General features: G+C 63.7%; 14 protein-coding genes. 9 read left to right on the forward strand and 5 right to left on the reverse strand.

Annotation, left to right across the window (positions count from 1 at the left end; genetic code table 11):
* Positions 1 to 41 precede the first annotated feature (41 nt).
* Together UB48_RS08320 and UB48_RS08325 are read left to right on the forward strand one after the other, a co-directional pair.
* Positions 42 to 848, forward strand: coding sequence for a sugar phosphate isomerase/epimerase (locus tag UB48_RS08320; RefSeq protein WP_045195864.1), 807 nt, complete (start codon positions 42 to 44; stop codon positions 846 to 848).
* Between the two features lie 18 nt (positions 849 to 866).
* Entirely contained in the window at positions 867 to 1,745 is an 879-nt protein-coding gene (locus UB48_RS08325) for a DMT family transporter (protein ID WP_045195866.1), read from the forward strand.
* Here UB48_RS08325 and UB48_RS08330 read toward each other — a convergent pair.
* Positions 1,742 to 3,058, reverse strand: a complete 1,317-nt coding sequence (locus tag UB48_RS08330; protein WP_230090943.1) for an MFS transporter — start codon at positions 3,056 to 3,058, stop codon at positions 1,742 to 1,744. The two genes, UB48_RS08325 and UB48_RS08330, sit on opposite strands and share 4 nt — an antisense overlap.
* Positions 3,059 to 3,291: 233 nt before the next feature.
* On the opposite strand from UB48_RS08330, the gene quiC reads away from it, so the two are divergent.
* Together quiC and UB48_RS08340 are read left to right on the forward strand one after the other, a co-directional pair.
* Positions 3,292 to 5,202, forward strand: a complete 1,911-nt coding sequence (gene quiC, locus UB48_RS08335) for a 3-dehydroshikimate dehydratase QuiC (RefSeq protein ID WP_045195873.1) — start codon at positions 3,292 to 3,294, stop codon at positions 5,200 to 5,202.
* Between the two features lie 77 nt (positions 5,203 to 5,279).
* Positions 5,280 to 5,948: a TetR/AcrR family transcriptional regulator gene (locus tag UB48_RS08340; protein ID WP_045195875.1), complete on the forward strand. Its 669-nt coding sequence runs from the start codon at positions 5,280 to 5,282 to the stop codon at positions 5,946 to 5,948.
* 59 nt (positions 5,949 to 6,007) lie between these two features.
* Here UB48_RS08340 and UB48_RS08345 read toward each other — a convergent pair whose 3' ends face one another.
* Positions 6,008 to 6,862 (reverse strand): shikimate dehydrogenase, encoded by an 855-nt coding sequence (locus tag UB48_RS08345; RefSeq protein ID WP_045196570.1) that lies wholly within the window; start codon positions 6,860 to 6,862, stop codon positions 6,008 to 6,010.
* A gap of 177 nt (positions 6,863 to 7,039) precedes the next feature.
* Here UB48_RS08345 and UB48_RS08350 point away from each other — a divergent pair, with 177 nt between their 5' ends.
* Positions 7,040 to 8,212 carry an alkaline phosphatase family protein gene (locus UB48_RS08350; RefSeq protein ID WP_045195877.1) on the forward strand — a complete coding sequence of 391 codons (1,173 nt, stop codon included), beginning with the start codon at positions 7,040 to 7,042 and terminating at the stop codon, positions 8,210 to 8,212.
* A gap of 41 nt (positions 8,213 to 8,253) precedes the next feature.
* Here UB48_RS08350 and trmA read toward each other — a convergent pair whose 3' ends face one another.
* Positions 8,254 to 9,339, reverse strand: coding sequence for a tRNA (uridine(54)-C5)-methyltransferase TrmA (trmA, locus tag UB48_RS08355; protein WP_045195878.1), 1,086 nt, complete (start codon positions 9,337 to 9,339; stop codon positions 8,254 to 8,256).
* Positions 9,336 to 10,631 (reverse strand): NCS2 family permease, encoded by a 1,296-nt coding sequence (locus tag UB48_RS08360; RefSeq protein ID WP_045195880.1) that lies wholly within the window; start codon positions 10,629 to 10,631, stop codon positions 9,336 to 9,338. Before UB48_RS08360 ends, trmA begins: the two co-directional genes overlap by 4 nt.
* 208 nt (positions 10,632 to 10,839) lie before the next feature.
* Between UB48_RS08360 and UB48_RS08365 the strand changes: the two genes are divergently transcribed.
* On the forward strand, positions 10,840 to 11,319 hold the full coding sequence (locus tag UB48_RS08365) for an N-acetyltransferase (protein WP_045195883.1): 480 nt from the start codon (positions 10,840 to 10,842) through the stop codon (positions 11,317 to 11,319).
* 39 nt (positions 11,320 to 11,358) lie between these two features.
* Positions 11,359 to 11,907, forward strand: coding sequence for a DJ-1 family glyoxalase III (locus tag UB48_RS08370; protein ID WP_045195885.1), 549 nt, complete (start codon positions 11,359 to 11,361; stop codon positions 11,905 to 11,907).
* Positions 11,908 to 11,939: 32 nt separating this feature from the next.
* Here UB48_RS08370 and UB48_RS08375 read toward each other — a convergent pair whose 3' ends face one another.
* Entirely contained in the window at positions 11,940 to 13,157 is a 1,218-nt protein-coding gene (locus tag UB48_RS08375) for an MFS transporter (protein WP_045195887.1), read from the reverse strand.
* 361 nt (positions 13,158 to 13,518) lie between these two features.
* On the opposite strand from UB48_RS08375, the gene UB48_RS08380 reads away from it, so the two are divergent.
* Positions 13,519 to 14,958: a cytochrome ubiquinol oxidase subunit I gene (locus UB48_RS08380; protein WP_045195889.1), complete on the forward strand. Its 1,440-nt coding sequence runs from the start codon at positions 13,519 to 13,521 to the stop codon at positions 14,956 to 14,958.
* Positions 14,959 to 14,961: 3 nt separating this feature from the next.
* Complete coding sequence (gene cydB / locus UB48_RS08385; RefSeq protein WP_045195891.1) at positions 14,962 to 15,969, forward strand: cytochrome d ubiquinol oxidase subunit II; 1,008 nt, start codon at positions 14,962 to 14,964, stop codon at positions 15,967 to 15,969.
* Positions 15,970 to 15,974 lie beyond the last annotated feature (5 nt).

A 15,974-nucleotide genomic window follows, 5' to 3' on the forward strand; every position in this document is an offset into this window, starting at 1 on the left:
GTTCTAAATATTTCCAAATTCAATTCGCCGAGAAAACAACAATGAGCCAACGCGTGATGTCCCTTGCCGCCCTGACGGTACTCGAGCTGTCGCCTGTCGACATGGTCGAGGTTGCTGCCCGCGCAGGCTACAGCCATGTCGGCCTGCGCCTGGAACCGGCCACGGCCGAGGAACATCACTTTGCGCTGGTGGCCGACGCCGGCCTGCGCCGGCAGACCGCCGCGCGCCTGCGCGATACCGGCATCCAGGTGCTGGATGTGGAGATTTTGCGGCTCAAGCCCGAGACCTGCGTGGCCGACTTCGAAGCCCTGCTGGCGGTCGGCGCCGAGTTCGGCGCCAGCGAGCTGCTGGTGGCCGGCAACGATCCTGACGAGCAACGCCAGAGCGACAATTTTGCGGCCCTCTGCGACCTGGCCGCAGATTACGGCCTGCATCCGCACCTGGAGTTCATGCCCTGGACCGACGCCAAGAACCTCACCCAGGCCTGGCGCATCGTCGAGCAGGCCGGGCGCGACAATGGCGGGGTGCTGGTCGATGCCTTTCACTTTGACCGCTCCGGCTCGTCGCTGGATGAGTTGCGCCAGGTGCCGGCCTCGCGGCTACGCTATGCACAGTTGTGCGACGTGGCCGGGCCGCGTCCGCACGATATGGCCGAGATCTTGCGTCAGGCGCGCAACGAGCGGCGGTTTCCCGGCGATGGCAATTGCGATTTGCCCGGCTTGTTGCGTAGCCTGCCGCAGAACATTGCGCTGAGCCTGGAAATTCCCGTTCGCGACCAGGGCCTGAGCGCCTTGCAGCGGGCACAGATGGCCCTGGACAAGACCTGTCAGTTGCTCCGTCAACTCTGAACCTGCGAGCTTTTATCGATGCCCCGTCCTACTGCGCTCGACGCTGTCAGCCAACCGCTCAAGGGCATTGCCCTGGTGGTGCTGGCGACCTTTCTGTTCGCCAGCCACGACGCCTTGTCGAAGTACCTGGCGGGGTTCTATCCGATTCTCTGGGTGGTGTGGGCGCGCTACCTGGTGCACACCCTGCTGATGATGGTGATCTTCCTGCCGCAGTCGGGCCTGCGCGTGTTGCGCACCCGGCGACCGGGGCTGCAGACCTTGCGCGCGCTGTGCCTGCTGGGCACCAGCCTGTTGTTCACCACCGCCCTGCAGTACATACCGCTGGCCGAGGCGACGGCGGTCAACTTCCTCGCGCCGTTGCTGGTCACGGCGCTGTCGCTGCCGCTGCTGGGCGAGAAGGTCACGCGCGGGCAATGGGTGGCGGTGCTGGTGAGTTTTGTCGGGGTGACGGTGATCATCCATCCGGGCGGGGCCTTGTTTACCCCGGCGGTGTTGCTGCCATTTGGCTCGGCCTTGTGCTTCTGCTTCTACCAGTTGCTGACGCGCAAGCTCAGCGGCACCGACAGCCCGACCACCAGCAACTTCTTCACCGGCCTGCTCAACACCTTGGTGATGAGCGCCGTGGTGCCGATGTTCTGGCAGACCCCGAGCTTCATCCATGGCCTGATGGCCGTGGCCCTGGGCACCTGCGGGATGACCGCGCACCTGTTCCTGACCCAGGCGTTCCGGCATGCGCCACCGGCCATGCTGGCGCCGTTCAGTTACTGTCAGATCGTGTTCGCCGGTGTTCTCGGCCTGGTGTTGTTCGGACACAGCCCGGACATGGCCGGGCTGGTGGGGATTGCCTTGATCTGCCTCAGCGGCCTGGGCGCCGCCTGGTTGCAACGGCGGCGTTAGGCCTCGACCTTCGGCACCTTGCGCGGGGCCATGAAGTACATCCAGGTCAGGGCGATGAAGTACATGGCCGGGATCATGGTGAACAGCAGGGTGTAATTGTTGTTGGTGGTGGTCAGGATGTAGCCGACCAGCTGGGTCATGAACATGCCGCCGATGGCCGCGCACATGCCGCCGAAACCGAACACCGTGCTCATCATGTGCTTGGGCGTGTAGTCCATGACCAGGCTCCAGATGTTGGCGGTCCAGGCCTGGTGCGCGGCGATGGCCAGGGAAATCGCCAGCACCGCGACCCACAGGCTGCTGGCGCCGGCGGCGAAGATTACGCCGATGATAGTGGTGGCGAACAGCAGCATCGACAGCAGCCGCGCCTTGACCGGGGCCATGCCGCGGCCGATCAGGAACGACGAAAGAATGCCACCGCCGACACTGCCGAAATCCGCACTCAAGTAGATGACGATCAGCGGGATACCCATCTGCGTGACGCTGATGCCCAGGCTGTATTGCTGGTTGAGGAACGGTGGCAGCCAGTACAGGTAGAACCAGAACACCGGCGCGGTCATCGAGTAGGCCAGGGCAAAGGCCCAGGTGCCGCGCATGCGCAGGATCCGTGAGAACGGCACGCGGGCTTGTTCCGGTTCCACTTCGCTTTGCACGTAGGCCAGTTCTTCTTTGCTGACGCTCGGGTGATCTTCCGGGTTGAAGTATTTCAGACCCCAGAACACTACCCAGACCAGGCCCAGGGCGCCCATGCCGATGAACGCCGCTTGCCAGCCCCAGACGGTGAGGATCAACGGCAACAGCATCGGCGTGAACATGGCGCCGACGTTGGTGCCGGCGTTGAAAATGCCGGTGGCCACGGCGCGCTCACCGGCCGGGAACCATAAGCGGGTGGTCTTGACGCAGGCGGGGTAGTTGGCCGCTTCGGTCAGGCCGAGAATGAACCGGCAGACCATGAAGCCCACCGCCGAGGTGGCCAGGCCATGGGCGCCGGTAGCCAGGCTCCAGAGCAGCACGGCGCAGAAGAACACGCGCTTGACCCCGACCCGGTCGATCAGCCGGCCTTGCAGCACGAAACCGATGGCGTAGCCGACCTGGAACCAGAAGTTGATGTTGGCGTAGTCCATCGCCGTCCAGCTCATCTCCTTGGCCAGAATCGGCTGCATCACCCCGAGGGCGGCGCGGTCGATGTAGTTCAAGGTGGTGGCGAAGAACACCAGCGCGAGCATGACCCAGCGGGTCTTGCCGACGGCCATGGCGCCACGCAGCTTGTCGCCGATGCCGGCGTGCGCAGTAGTACCCAGGGGCTGGGCCATGCGGGTGGATTGAGAGTGGATCATCGCGGGTTACCCGTATTTTTATGTTTATGGGTCAAGCCTTGGTGTCGAAATGGTGCGCCTGTGGTCAAAAAAGGGTCAATTGACTGAACGCTATATTGGGCGATAATCGAACACAAAACTAACTAGTTCGTACCTTTTGCATTGAGCAAAATTTGCTCAACACCAATAATTCCTCCACCGGTTTTTGCCTGCCCATCGGAGCCAGAATAATGCAGCGTTCGATCGCCACCGTATCCTTGAGCGGTACTTTGCCAGAAAAACTCGAAGCCATCGCCGCCGCGGGCTTCGATGGGGTCGAGATCTTCGAAAATGACCTGCTGTACTACGCCGGCAGCCCGCGCGAAATTCGCCAGCGCTGCGCCGATCTGGGCCTGGCGATTACCCTGTTCCAGCCGTTTCGCGATTTCGAGGGCTGCCGCCGCGATCGCCTGGCGCGCAACCTGGAACGCGCGGAACGCAAATTCGATTTGATGCAGGAACTGGGCACCGATCTGGTGCTGGTGTGCAGCAATGTCGCCGCCGATTCCCTGGGTGAGCGCCAGGTGCTGATCGACGACCTGCGCCTGCTGGCCGAGCGCGCTGGGGCCCGTGGCCTGCGCATCGGCTACGAAGCCCTGGCCTGGGGCCGCCACGTGAACACCTGGGAGCAGGTCTGGGACATCGTCAAAAGGGCTGACCACGCAAGCCTGGGGATGATCCTCGACAGCTTCCACACCTTGTCGCTCAAGGGCGACCCACGGGCTATCGCCCAGGTGCCGGGGGACAAGATTTTTTTCGTGCAGATGGCCGATGCGCCGCTCCTGGCCATGGACGTGCTGGAGTGGAGCCGGCACTTTCGCTGCTTCCCGGGGCAGGGCGAGTTCGACCTGGCGGGTTTTCTCGCGCCGATCCTGGCCAGCGGTTACAGCGGCCCGCTGTCGCTGGAGATCTTCAACGATGGCTTTCGCGCCGCACCGCCTCGGGCCAATGCCGCCGATGGCCTGCGCTCGCTGCTGTACCTGGAAGAAAAGACCCGCCAGCGCCTTGAGCAAGACCGCGTAGCGCCGGCCAGCGACGACCTGCTGTTCGCCCCACCACGTGCCAGCGCCTACGATGGCGTCGAGTTTCTCGAGTTCGCCGTCGACGACGCCCTGGGGGCCAAGCTCGGCAACTGGCTGGAGCGCCTGGGCTTTACCCGCGCCGGGGTGCACCGTTCGAAGAATGTCAGCCTGCTGCGCCAGGGCAACATCAACCTGATCCTCAACGCCGAGCCTTATTCCTTCGCCCATAACTTCTTTGAGAGCCATGGCCCGTCGCTGTGCGCCACGGCGATCCGGGTCAAGGACAGCGCCCAGGCCCTGGCCCGTGCCGTGGCCTACCATGGCCAGCCCTATCGCGGCCTGGTCGGCCCCAACGAGCGCGAGCTGGCGGCGGTGCGTGCGCCGGACGGCAGCTTGATCTACCTGGTCGACCAGGATGCCCAGGGCCGGACTATCTATGACACCGACTTCAGCCTGCAGCCGCAAGCGGGCAGCAGCCTGGGCCTGACCCGCATCGACCATATGGCCCTGGCCTTGCCGGCCGACGGCCTGGACAGCTGGGCGCTGTTCTACAAGAGCGTGCTGGACTTTACTGCCGACGACGAAGTGGTGTTGCCCGACCCTTATGGTCTGGTCAAGAGTCGCGCCTTGCGCAGCCGTTGCAGCTCGATCCGCCTGCCGCTGAATATTTCGGAAAACCGTAATACGGCGATTGCCCATGCCTTGTCGCATTACCGCGGTTCCGGCGTTCACCACATTGCCTTTGACTGCGAGGACATTTTTACTGCGGTCAAACAGGCCAAGGAGTCGGGGGTGGCTTTGCTCGACATTCCGCTCAACTACTACGACGACCTTGCCGCACGCTTTGATTTCGACGACGAGTTCCTCAGCGAACTGGCTTACTACAACGTGCTCTACGACCGCGATGCCCAGGGCGGTGAGCTGTTTCATGTGTACACCGAGCCGTTTGAGGAGCGCTTCTTCTTCGAGGTGCTGCAGCGGCGTAACGGTTACAGCGGCTATGGCGCGGCCAACGTCGCCGTGCGCCTGGCCGCCATGGCCAAGGCCCGCGCCGGCGCGCCGGCCCAGGCCAAGTTGTAGGGCGCAGGCACCGAGGCTTCCTTACTCAGCACCCGGGGCTCATAATTGCCGGGTTAACCGATGGCCATGAGTCCCGTATGACGACTACCCCAGCACTCTGCGCAGCCCCCGAACAAGCGCCGCGCAAGGGCCGCAAGAACAATCCGGAAAAGACCCGCGAGAACATTCTCCAGGCGGCGATCAGCGAGTTCGTCCAGCAGGGGCTGGCCGGCGCCCGGGTCGATGCGATCGCCGAGCGCACGCAAACCTCCAAGCGCATGATCTACTACTACTTCAACAGCAAGGAGCAGTTGTACGTAGAAGTGCTGGAGAAGCTCTACGGCGATATTCGCAGCACTGAAAGCAACCTGCACCTGGCCGAACTCGAGCCGCGCCTGGGCATCCGCCGGCTGGTGGAATTCACCTTCGATCACCATGATCGCAACGTCGATTTCGTGCGCATCGTCTGCAACGAGAACATGCACCACGGCGAGTACGTGAAGCGCTCGGCGGCGATTCGCTCGATGAACAAGACCGTACTCACGGCGCTGGATGAAGTGCTCAAGCGCGGCGCTGGCGAGGGGGTATTCCGCCAGGGGCTGGAGGCGCTGGATGTGCACCTGCTGATCAGCTCGTTCTGCTTCTACCGGGTGTCGAACCGGCACACCTTTGGCGAGATCTTCCAGGTGGACTTCGAGGACAAGGCGGTCAAGGACCGGCATCGGCAGATGATTTGCGAGTCGGTGCTTAGATTTTTGCAGGCCTGAGTATTTTCGCGGGGCAAGCCCGTTCCTACCGTAGGAGCGGGCTTGCCCCGCGATGCTTTTCAGTCACCCAGACTGTTGAAGTGCTCGATCATCCGCGCCGCATCAGGCTTCACCCCGCTGAACAGTTCAAACGCCTTCACCGCCTGGAACACCGCCATGTTCGCCCCGCTCAGGGTGCGGCAGCCCAGGGCCCGGGCTTGGCGCAGCAGTTCGGTTTGCAGCGGAAAGTAAACAATCTCCGCCACCCACAGATCCGCCCGTAGCAGCGCCTTGGGCACCGGCATGCCCGGCAGCTTGGCCATGCCCATGGGCGTGGTGTTGACCAGGCCGTCGGCGCTGGCCATGGCGCTTTGCAGGTCATGACCGACCCTGGCGCGGCTGCCGGCAAAGTGCTGGTTGAGGTTGTCCACAAGGGCCTGGGCACGGGCCGGTTCGACATCGAACACGCTCAGTTGCCCGACCGCTTCTTCCAGCAGCGCGTGGGCTACCGCAGCGCCGGCGCCACCGGCGCCTATCTGCACCACCTGGCGGCGCGGCGCGTCGCTCAGGCCACGGCGAAAGCCCTCGGCAAAACCCAGGCAGTCGGTGTTGTGGCCGATGCGTTTGCCGTCCTTGAATACCACGGTGTTCACCGCGCCGATACCGCGCGCTTGCGGTGACAGTTCGTTGAGCAGCGGCAGGATCGCCTGCTTGCACGGGAAGGTGATGTTCAGGCCGGTGAAGCCCATGTGCTCGGCCGCGGTCAGCAGCTCTTCGAGGGCGCTGCTGTCGAGCTTGAGCTGGTCCAGGTCGATCAGCCGGTACAGGTAGTTCAGGCCTTGCGCGGCGCCTTCGTGCTCGTGCAGCGCCGGGGTGCGCGAAGCCTGGATGCCCGCGCCGATAAGGCCGGCAAGAATGCCGGAAGAAGAGGCCAAAGCCATGTTGAAAACTCCGTTGTTATTCTTGGTGATGAAGCGGGAGTGCCTTCGCTTAAAAATGTACCGAATGGTTAATTTGGTCAATCGGGCGCAAGGCCGCAGGGGTGTTTTCTGTGCGCTGATCGCACAGCCTGTGCTACACCTGTTGCTTTGCACCTGACCACGGAGGGCAACATGGCAACGCCGATCAACGACCTGCAGTCGCTGGGTGAAACCTGGCCGGGCCTGGCCAACCTCACCCAGTCGATTTTCGCGGCCCTGGGTGGCCACGGTTTTCGCAATGCCTTTCGCCTCGACCATTCGCGCAGCACCTGCCTGCTGCTGATCGACGGCCTGGGCTGGAACCTGCTGCAGGCCCACGCCCGGCATGCGCCGTTTCTTGCCTCGCTGATGCAGCCGGACAGCCACTTCAAGGTAGGCTTTCCAGCCACCACGGCGACCAGCCTGGCCTCTGTGGCTTGCGGGCTGGGCAGCGGCGCCCACGGTATCGTCGGCTGCGGCTTTGCCCTGGATGAGCACACTGAACTGTCGCCACTGACCTGGACCACCTCGCCCTTGCAGGTCGAGGCGCAGGCCAGTGGCGCGCCGCCGCCGGAGACTTTTATCGTGCCCGCCGATGCCTGGAGCCAGGCGGCGGCCCAGGGCATCGCCATCAGCACGGTGATGCTCGGGCGCTATGCCGGTTCGGACTTCACTCGGGCGATCTACCGGGCCGGCAAGATCCTCCCGGCGCCGGCCTATGATGCCTATCCGGAACTGGTCAATGCCGCCCTGGCAGTGCCTGGGCCGGCGTTCTGCTTCGCCTATTTCGGCGACCTGGATTTTGCCGGGCACCTGTTCGGCCCAGGCTCCGAGGGCTGGCTCAAGCAACTGCAGATTGCCGACCAGCTGGCCCGGGCCATCGCCCAATCCTTGCCTGAGCAGGCGCGGCTGATGGTGATTGCCGACCACGGCATGCTGGCGCTGGACAGCGAACAGGTGCGCGACTTTGATTTGGACCCGGTGCTGCAGGAGGGCGTGCGGGCGATGGCCGGAGATATTCGCGCGCGCTACCTGTACACCCACGCGCACCAGCAGGACCGCGTGCACGAGCGCTGGCAGAATCGTCTGGGGGAGGGCTATCACGTGTTGAGCAAGGCCCAGGCGATTGCCAAGGGGCTGTTCGGCGATGTGCTGCTAAGCCAGGCGGAGGCGCGGATTGGCGATCTGATCGTGGTCCCGCGCGGGGCGGGCGGGATCATTCGCAGCGAGGTGGAAAAGCACGCCAGCCAATGGCGCGGGCACCATGGGGCGTTGACCGATGAGGATCAGCTGGTGCCGTTGTTGATGTGTTCGGGGCTCGGCTGAAGGGCCCGCTCCTGTAGGAGCGGGCTTGACCCGCGATAGCTTCAACGGCGAACCAGCAACACCCCGCTCTCCATGTGATGGGTATACGGAAACTGGTCAAACAACGCACAGCGCTCGATGCGATGGGTGTCGTGCAACTGGGCGATGTTGGCCGCCAGGGTTTGCGGGTTGCAGGAGATGTACAGGATGTTGTCGAAGCGCCGGGTCAGCTCGCAGGTATCCGGGTCCATGCCGGCGCGCGGCGGGTCGACGAACACACTGGCGAACTGGTAGCTCTTGAGGTCAATGCCTTCGAGGCGGCGGAACGGACGCACTTCGTTCAGCGCTTCGGTCAGCTCTTCAGCCGACAGACGCACCAGGCGCACGTTATCCACAGCGTTGTCGTCGAGGTTGTGCAGGGCGGCATTGACCGAGGTCTTGCTGATCTCGGTGGCCAGTACCTTGCGCACCCGGGTGGCCAGCGGCAGGGTGAAGTTGCCGTTGCCGCAGTACAGCTCAAGCAGGTCGTCCTGGCGCTCGCCCAGGGCTTCATAGGCCCAGTTGAGCATCTTCTGGTTGACCGCGCCGTTAGGCTGGGTGAAGGCGCCTTCGGGCTGGCGGTAGCGGAAGGTGCGCCCGGCAATCTGCAGCTCTTCGACTGCGTAATCGCGGCCGATCACCACGCGCTTGCCCTTGGAGCGGCCGATGATGCTCACGCCCAGGTCGCTGGCCAGTTGCTGCGCGGCGCGCTCCCAGTGCTCGTCCAGCGGACGGTGATAGCACAGGGTGATCATTGCATCGCCTGCCAGGGTGGTGAGGAACTCCACCTGGAACAGCTTGAAGCTCAACGCCGAGCTGGCTTGCCAGGCGGCCTTGAGCCGTGGCATCAGGTCGTTGATCTGCAGACTGGCAATCGGGAAGTCTTCAATCAGGATCGGCGTGTGTTTCTCGCCCGGGGCGAACATCGCGTAGAAGCGCTGCTCGTTTTCGCGCCACAGGCGGAACTCGGCGCGCAGGCGATAGTGCTCGCGCGGCGAGTCGAATACCGCAGGCTCGGGCGCCGCGAACGGCGCCAGCAGCTCGCGCAGGCGCGCGACCTTGGCGTCGAGCTGCTGGGTGTAGGTCGAAGGGTCGAAGACAGCACTCATGCGTTGAACCAGCCCAGTTTGATGACGAACAGGACCGAGAGGATCACCAGTGCCGCGTTGAGGTCACGGGCGCGGCCGGAAAGCAGCTTGATCGCGGTCCAGGCAATGAAACCGAAGGCGATGCCGTTGGCGATCGAGTAGGTCAGCGGCATGGCCAGGGCAGTGACCACCACCGGCGCGGCTTCGGTAATGTCGTCCCAGTTTATTTCAGCCAGGCCCGAAGCCATCAACACGGCGACGAACAACAGCGCCGGTGCCGTGGCGAAGGCTGGCACGCTGCCGGCCAGCGGTGCGAAGAACAGCGCCAGCAGGAACAAAATGGCTACCACGATGGCGGTCAGGCCGGTGCGGCCACCGGCGCTGACGCCGGCTGCAGATTCGATGTAGCTGGTGGTGGTCGAGGTACCCAGCAGGGAACCGGCCATCGCCGCGGTGCTGTCGGCGATCAGCGCCCGGCCCATTTTCGGCATGTGGCCGTCCTTGCGCATCAGGCCGGCGCGCTTGGCGACGCCGATCAGGGTGCCGGAGTTGTCGAACAGGTCGACGAACAGGAAGGCGAAAATCACGCTGATCAGGCCGACGTCCAGCGCGCCCTTGATGTCCAGCTGCAGGAAGGTCGGCGCCAGCGACGGCGGCATCGACACCACGCCGTTGAATGGAGTCACGCCCAGGGCGATCGAGGCCACGGTCACCGCCAGGATGCCGATCAGCACCGCGCCGCGGACCTTCATGGCCTCCAGCGCGACGATCAGGAAGAAGCCCAGGGTGGCGAGGATCGGCGCCGGTTTCTTGAGGTCACCGAGGCCCACCAGGGTGGCCTGGTTATCGACGACGATGCCGGCGTTATGCAGGGCGATCAGCGCCAGGAACAGGCCAATACCGGCGGCAATTGCCGAACGCAGCGGCAACGGGATGCTGTTGACGATCCATTCGCGGATGCGAAAGATCGACAGCAGGAAGAAGCACACCGCCGAGATGAACACCGCGCCCAAGGCCACCTGCCAGGTGTGGCCCATGTGCAGGACCACGGTGTAGGTGAAGAAGGCGTTCAGGCCCATGCCCGGTGCCAGGGCGATCGGGTAGTTGGCGATCAGGCCCATGGTGGTCGAGCCGATGGCCGCTGCCAGGCAGGTGGCGACGAACAGCGCGCCCTTGTCCATGCCGGTCTCGCCGAGAATGCTCGGGTTGACGAACAGGATGTAGGCCATGGCCAGGAAGGTGGTCACGCCCGCGAGAATCTCGGTGCGGACATTGGTGTCGTGTGCTTTTAGTTGAAACAGCCTTTCCAGCATGCCTGCTCCCCGTGGCGCTCCCGGCGCCGTGAATGTATCGACCCAGTTAGCAAAGCACAGACTGTACCGGGAGACTGTGGTTTTTCCCTGGGTCGGAAAAAAGCCGCGCATCATACCAGCATGCTCGGGCAGCGGTAATTAATGTCGCGATACACTGCAGATATCTGCAGGTTCTGCGCCGTTCCCCCCATCCCGAGTTGACCATGCTGTGCACTTGACCGACTACCGCGACCTTAACCCGGCCCAGCGCGAGCAACTGCTTGACATCCAGGTGCGGCCTGAGCAACTGCGCTTTGCCGGTGATATGGCTAGCGCCTTGTACACCCTGCAAAGTGGCAACAGTCCCGACCGGCGTGGCGTGGCGCTGCTGCTGGACAACCTGCCGCGGGCCTTCTTGCTGCTTCAGCGCGGGGTGTTCCTGGCGCCCTGGGCCCGGGCCGATGCGGCGACGATCAATGCCTTGCAAGTCGATCAGCGCTTGCAGGGCCAGGGCCTGGGGCGATTTTTCATGCAGGCGTTGCCGGGCCTGGTGTGCGAGGCGTGGCCCGAGGTGCGTTGCCTGCAGCTTTCTGTAGACCGGGACAACCACGCCGCCCTGGCGCTGTACCTGGCCAGCGGCTGGGTCGACAGCGGCGACGGCTACCGCGCACGCCAGGGCCACGAGCGTCAACTGACCCTGTTGCTGTGAGCGACTAAGCTTGTGGGATACCCCGGCGGAGAGCAGTTGATGACCCACAGAGCCCTGATCGTAGTCGCCGAAGGCGTGGATGACCTGCAGAGCGTGACCCTGATCGACGTGCTGCGCCGCGCCGAGATCGAAGTGGTGGTGGCCAGTATCGAAGGCCGGCGGATGCTCACCTGTGCCCGCGGCACGCGCTTGACCGCCGACGGCATGCTGGTCGACCTGCTGGCCCAGCCGTTCGACCTGATGGTCTTGCCCGGGGGCGAAAAAGGCGCACAGCACATGGCCGCGCACCAACCACTGGCGCAGCAGGTCAAGGATCAGGCCAGGGCCGGCAAGTTTTTTGCCGCGATCGGCGAAGCGCCGTTGGCGCTGCAGGCCTATGGTGTGTTGCGCCAGCGACGCATGACCTGTGACCCGGCTGTCAGCCAGGGGTTGTCCGGGTGCAGCTTTGTCGATCAGCCGGTGGTGGTGGACGGTAATTGCATCACCGCCCAGGGGTCGGCGGCGGCGCTGGAATTTGCCTTGGTGTTGGTCGAGCAACTGGCGGGCAGGGTGCTGCGCAAGCGGGTGGCGGCTGAGCTGCGGGTGTGACTATCGCGGGGCAAGCCCGCTCCCACAGGCCCTCACTGCTTATGCATATGATCGCGCCCAGCCAGGGTCGGAAACAGCTTGATCCACACCCCGGTCACCAGCAGCGTGCCGACCCCGCCCAGCACTACCGCCGGTACCGTGCCGAACCAGTGCGCAGTCACTCCTGACTCGAACTCACCGAGCTGGTTCGAGGCGCCGATGAACAGCCCGTTCACCGCGCTGACCCGGCCGCGCATTTCATCCGGTGTTTCCAGCTGCACGAAGGCACCGCGTATTACCATGCTGATCATGTCGGCGGCGCCCAGCACCGCCAGCACGGCGAGGGAAAACCAGAACGAAGTGGACAGGCCAAAGGCAATGGTCGCCACCCCGAACACGCCGACAGCGGTAAACATCACCCGCCCGACCTTGCGCTCCACCGGAAAGCGCGCCAGCCACAGCGACATCAGCAGGGCGCCCACCGCCGGCGCCGAGCGCAGCAGGCCCAGGCCCCAGGGGCCGGTCAGCAGGATGTCCTTGGCAAACACCGGCAACAGCGCGGTGGCGCCGCCCAGCAGCACGGCGAACAGGTCCAGGGAGATCGCCCCGAGGATGTCCGGGCGGCTGCGGATAAAGCGAATGCCGGCCATCAGCGATTCGAGGCTGGCGCGGCCCTGGTTGCCTGGTTGCTGGCGCGACACCAGGCCCAGGGTCAACACGCAGGCAATCAGGTACAACGCTACCGTCGGCCCGTACACCCAGACGCTGCCAAAGGCATAGAGAAAACCGCCCACCGCCGGCGCGACGATGGTCGCCGCCTGCATCGCCGAGGCAGAAGCAGCCACGGCACGTGGAAACAGCTCGGAGGGCACCACATTGGGCAGCAGCGCCTGGGTCGCCGGCATTTCAAAGGAGCGTGCGCTACCGAGCAAGAACGCCAGCAGGAAGATCAGTTCGCGGCTGACGCTGTGGGTGCTGCTGGCGACCACCAGCACCAGGGCGATCATGGCCTGGGCACTCTGGCACAGGGCGGCGACCCGTCGCCGGTCATAGCGGTCGGCGACGTGTCCGGTGTGCAGCATGAACAGCACCCGCGGGGCGAATTCCACCAGGCCCACCAGGCCCAGGTCGAGGACATTGCCGGTCAATTGGTAGAGGTGCCAGCCGATCGCCACGGTAAGCATCTGAAAGCCGCTGGCGGTAAATACCCGGGCCAGCCAGAAGGCCAGGAAGGGACGGTGATGACGCAGCAGCAAAACGGGGTCTGACATCGGCGAAACAGAGCCTCGGCGCAGGGATCGACGCTGCAGGTTATCACCACTTTGTAACAACAGGTTGCGAGGGATGGCACCTGTGTGCGGTAAGCGCACTGTTTTGGGGCGCGGTAAAGGGGGTGAGACAACCGGTCACGCGGCAATCAACCACACAAGCGCACAGCCCGTTCAGGACTATCCTTTCAGGCATCCGTTGATCTGGATCAATTGTTTCATTTGCAACGGCATGGCCAGACGGCCGAATTCCCTGCGATGTGATGTTTACAGAACAATTCCAACTTGCCGCACTCAACTACCGTGGGGGCAGTTGGCGCCAAGGCCACCGCCTGACGCCGGATTACCTGACAGAGGAAGCACTATGTTCGGATTAGAGGCTCTAGATCTCGCCCGAATTCAGTTCGCGTTTACCGTGTCCTTTCACATCCTGTTCCCGGCCATCACCATTGGCCTGGCGAGCTACCTGGCTGTTCTCGAAGGGCTGTGGCTGAAGAGCAACAACAGCGTCTACCGTGACCTTTACCATTTCTGGTCGAAAATCTTTGCCGTCAACTTCGGCATGGGGGTGGTCTCCGGCCTGGTCATGGCCTACCAGTTCGGCACCAACTGGAGCAAGTTCTCCGATTTCGCTGGCTCCGTCACCGGGCCGCTGCTCACTTACGAAGTTCTCACCGCCTTCTTCCTTGAAGCCGGTTTCCTTGGCGTCATGCTCTTTGGCTGGAACCGCGTGGGCCGTGGGCTGCACTTTTTCGCCACGGTCATGGTGGCCATCGGCACTTTGATCTCGACCTTCTGGATCCTCGCCTCCAACAGCTGGATGCAGACCCCCCAGGGCTACGAAATCGTCAACGGCGTCGTCGTGCCGGTGGACTGGTTCGCGGTGATCTTCAACCCGTCGTTCCCTTACCGCCTGGCGCACATGGCGACTGCCGCCTTTGTTGCTACAGCGTTCTTCGTCGGCGCCTCGGCCGCCTGGCACTTGCTGCGCGGCCGCGATAACCCGGCGATTCGCAAGATGCTTTCGATGGCCATGTGGATGGCCCTGATCGTCGCCCCGGTACAAGCGGTGATCGGCGACTTCCACGGCCTCAATACCCTCAAGCACCAGCCGGTGAAAATCGCTGCTATCGAAGGCCACTGGGAAAACAAGCCAGGCGAACCGACCCCGCTGATCCTCTTCGGTATCCCCGACATGGAAGCCGAGACCACCCGCTTCAAGGTGGAAATCCCGGCGCTGGGCAGCCTGATCCTGACCCACAGCCTGGACAAGCAAGTGCCGGCGATGAAGGAGTTTCCGAAAGAAGACCGGCCTAACTCGACCATCGTCTTCTGGTCGTTCCGGGTCATGGTCGGCCTTGGCATGCTGATGATCTTCGTCGGCCTCTGGAGCCTGTGGCTGCGCAAGAGCGACAAGCTCTACAGCTCGCGGCCGTTCCTGTACCTGACCTTGTGGATGGGCCCCTCCGGCCTGATCGCGATCCTCGCCGGCTGGTTCACCACCGAGATCGGCCGCCAGCCCTGGGTGGTCTATGGCCTGATGCGCACCGCTGATGGCGCCTCGAACCACAGCTACGGCCAGCTCGGCCTGACCCTGGTGATGTTCGTGGTGGTCTACTTCGCGCTGTTCGGTACCGGCCTTGGCTACATGATGCGCCTGGTGCGCAAAGGGCCGAAAACCGGTGAAGGCGACGAGACCAACCCGGGTGGCCCCGGCCAGCAACGCACCCCGGCACGGCCGCTGTCTGCCGCCGATGACGATCATGACAATGGCGAGCACGCCAGCCTGAACAAGGGGAACTGAATCATGGGTGTTGATCTTCCGCTTATCTGGGCCATCATCATCATCTTCGGCATCATGATGTATGTGGTCATGGACGGCTTTGACCTTGGCATCGGCATCCTCTTCCCGTTCGTCAAGGGCGAGCAAGACCGCGATGTGATGATGAACACCGTCGCCCCGGTCTGGGACGGTAACGAAACCTGGCTGGTGCTCGGTGGTGCGGCGCTGTTCGGCGCCTTCCCGCTGGCCTACGCCGTGGTGCTTTCAGCGCTGTACCTGCCGTTGATGCTGATGCTGATCGGGCTGATCTTTCGCGGCGTGGCCTTCGAGTTCCGCTTCAAGGCCACTGCAGCCAAGCGTCACCTGTGGGACAAGGCCTTCATCGGCGGCTCGCTGGCGGCTACCTTCTTCCAGGGCGTGGCCCTGGGCGCCTTCATCGAAGGCTTTGAGGTGGTCGATCGCAGCTACGCTGGCGGCAGCCTCGACTGGCTGACCCCGTTCAGCCTGTTCTGCGGCCTGGGCCTGATCGTGGCTTACGCCTTGCTCGGCTGCACCTGGCTGATCATGAAGACCGAAGGCAAGCTGCAACTGCAGATGCACGACCTGGCGCGGCCGCTGGCCCTGGTGCTGCTGGCGGTGACCGGCATCGTCAGTATCTGGACGCCGCTGGCCCACCCGGACATTGCCGAGCGCTGGTTCAGCCTGCCCAACCTGTTCTGGTTCCTGCCGGTACCGATCCTGGTCCTGGTAACCCTTTACGGTTTGCTCCGGGCGGTGGCGCGTAACGCACACTACACCCCGTTCCTGCTGACCCTGGTGTTGATCTTCCTCGGCTACAGCGGCCTGGGCATCAGCTTGTGGCCGAACATCATCCCGCCGTCGATCTCGATCTGGGACGCTGCCGCGCCGCCGCAAAGCCAGGGCTTCATGCTGGTCGGGACCTTGTTCATCATCCCGTTCATCCTCGGTTACACCTTCTGGAGCTATTACGTGTTCCGCGGCAAGGTGACCCACGAAGATGGCTACCACTAGGGGAG

The sequence above is a fragment of the Pseudomonas sp. 2(2015) genome (genome assembly GCF_000955865.1).
Taxonomy (GTDB): domain Bacteria; phylum Pseudomonadota; class Gammaproteobacteria; order Pseudomonadales; family Pseudomonadaceae; genus Aquipseudomonas.

Coding starts and splice junctions, on each gene's coding strand:
- UB48_RS08325 (WP_045195866.1), top strand. CDS start 867: ATGCCCCGTCCTACTGCGCTCGACGCTGTCAGCCAACCGCTCAAGGGC.
- UB48_RS08375 (WP_045195887.1), bottom strand. CDS start 13,157: ATGTCAGACCCCGTTTTGCTGCTGCGTCATCACCGTCCCTTCCTGGCC.
- quiC (WP_045195873.1), top strand. CDS start 3,292: ATGCAGCGTTCGATCGCCACCGTATCCTTGAGCGGTACTTTGCCAGAA.
- UB48_RS08320 (WP_045195864.1), top strand. CDS start 42: ATGAGCCAACGCGTGATGTCCCTTGCCGCCCTGACGGTACTCGAGCTG.
- UB48_RS08370 (WP_045195885.1), top strand. CDS start 11,359: ATGACCCACAGAGCCCTGATCGTAGTCGCCGAAGGCGTGGATGACCTG.
- trmA (WP_045195878.1), bottom strand. CDS start 9,339: ATGAGTGCTGTCTTCGACCCTTCGACCTACACCCAGCAGCTCGACGCC.
- cydB (WP_045195891.1), top strand. CDS start 14,962: ATGGGTGTTGATCTTCCGCTTATCTGGGCCATCATCATCATCTTCGGC.
- UB48_RS08380 (WP_045195889.1), top strand. CDS start 13,519: ATGTTCGGATTAGAGGCTCTAGATCTCGCCCGAATTCAGTTCGCGTTT.
- UB48_RS08360 (WP_045195880.1), bottom strand. CDS start 10,631: ATGCTGGAAAGGCTGTTTCAACTAAAAGCACACGACACCAATGTCCGC.
- UB48_RS08350 (WP_045195877.1), top strand. CDS start 7,040: ATGGCAACGCCGATCAACGACCTGCAGTCGCTGGGTGAAACCTGGCCG.
- UB48_RS08340 (WP_045195875.1), top strand. CDS start 5,280: ATGACGACTACCCCAGCACTCTGCGCAGCCCCCGAACAAGCGCCGCGC.
- UB48_RS08330 (WP_230090943.1), bottom strand. CDS start 3,058: ATGGCCCAGCCCCTGGGTACTACTGCGCACGCCGGCATCGGCGACAAG.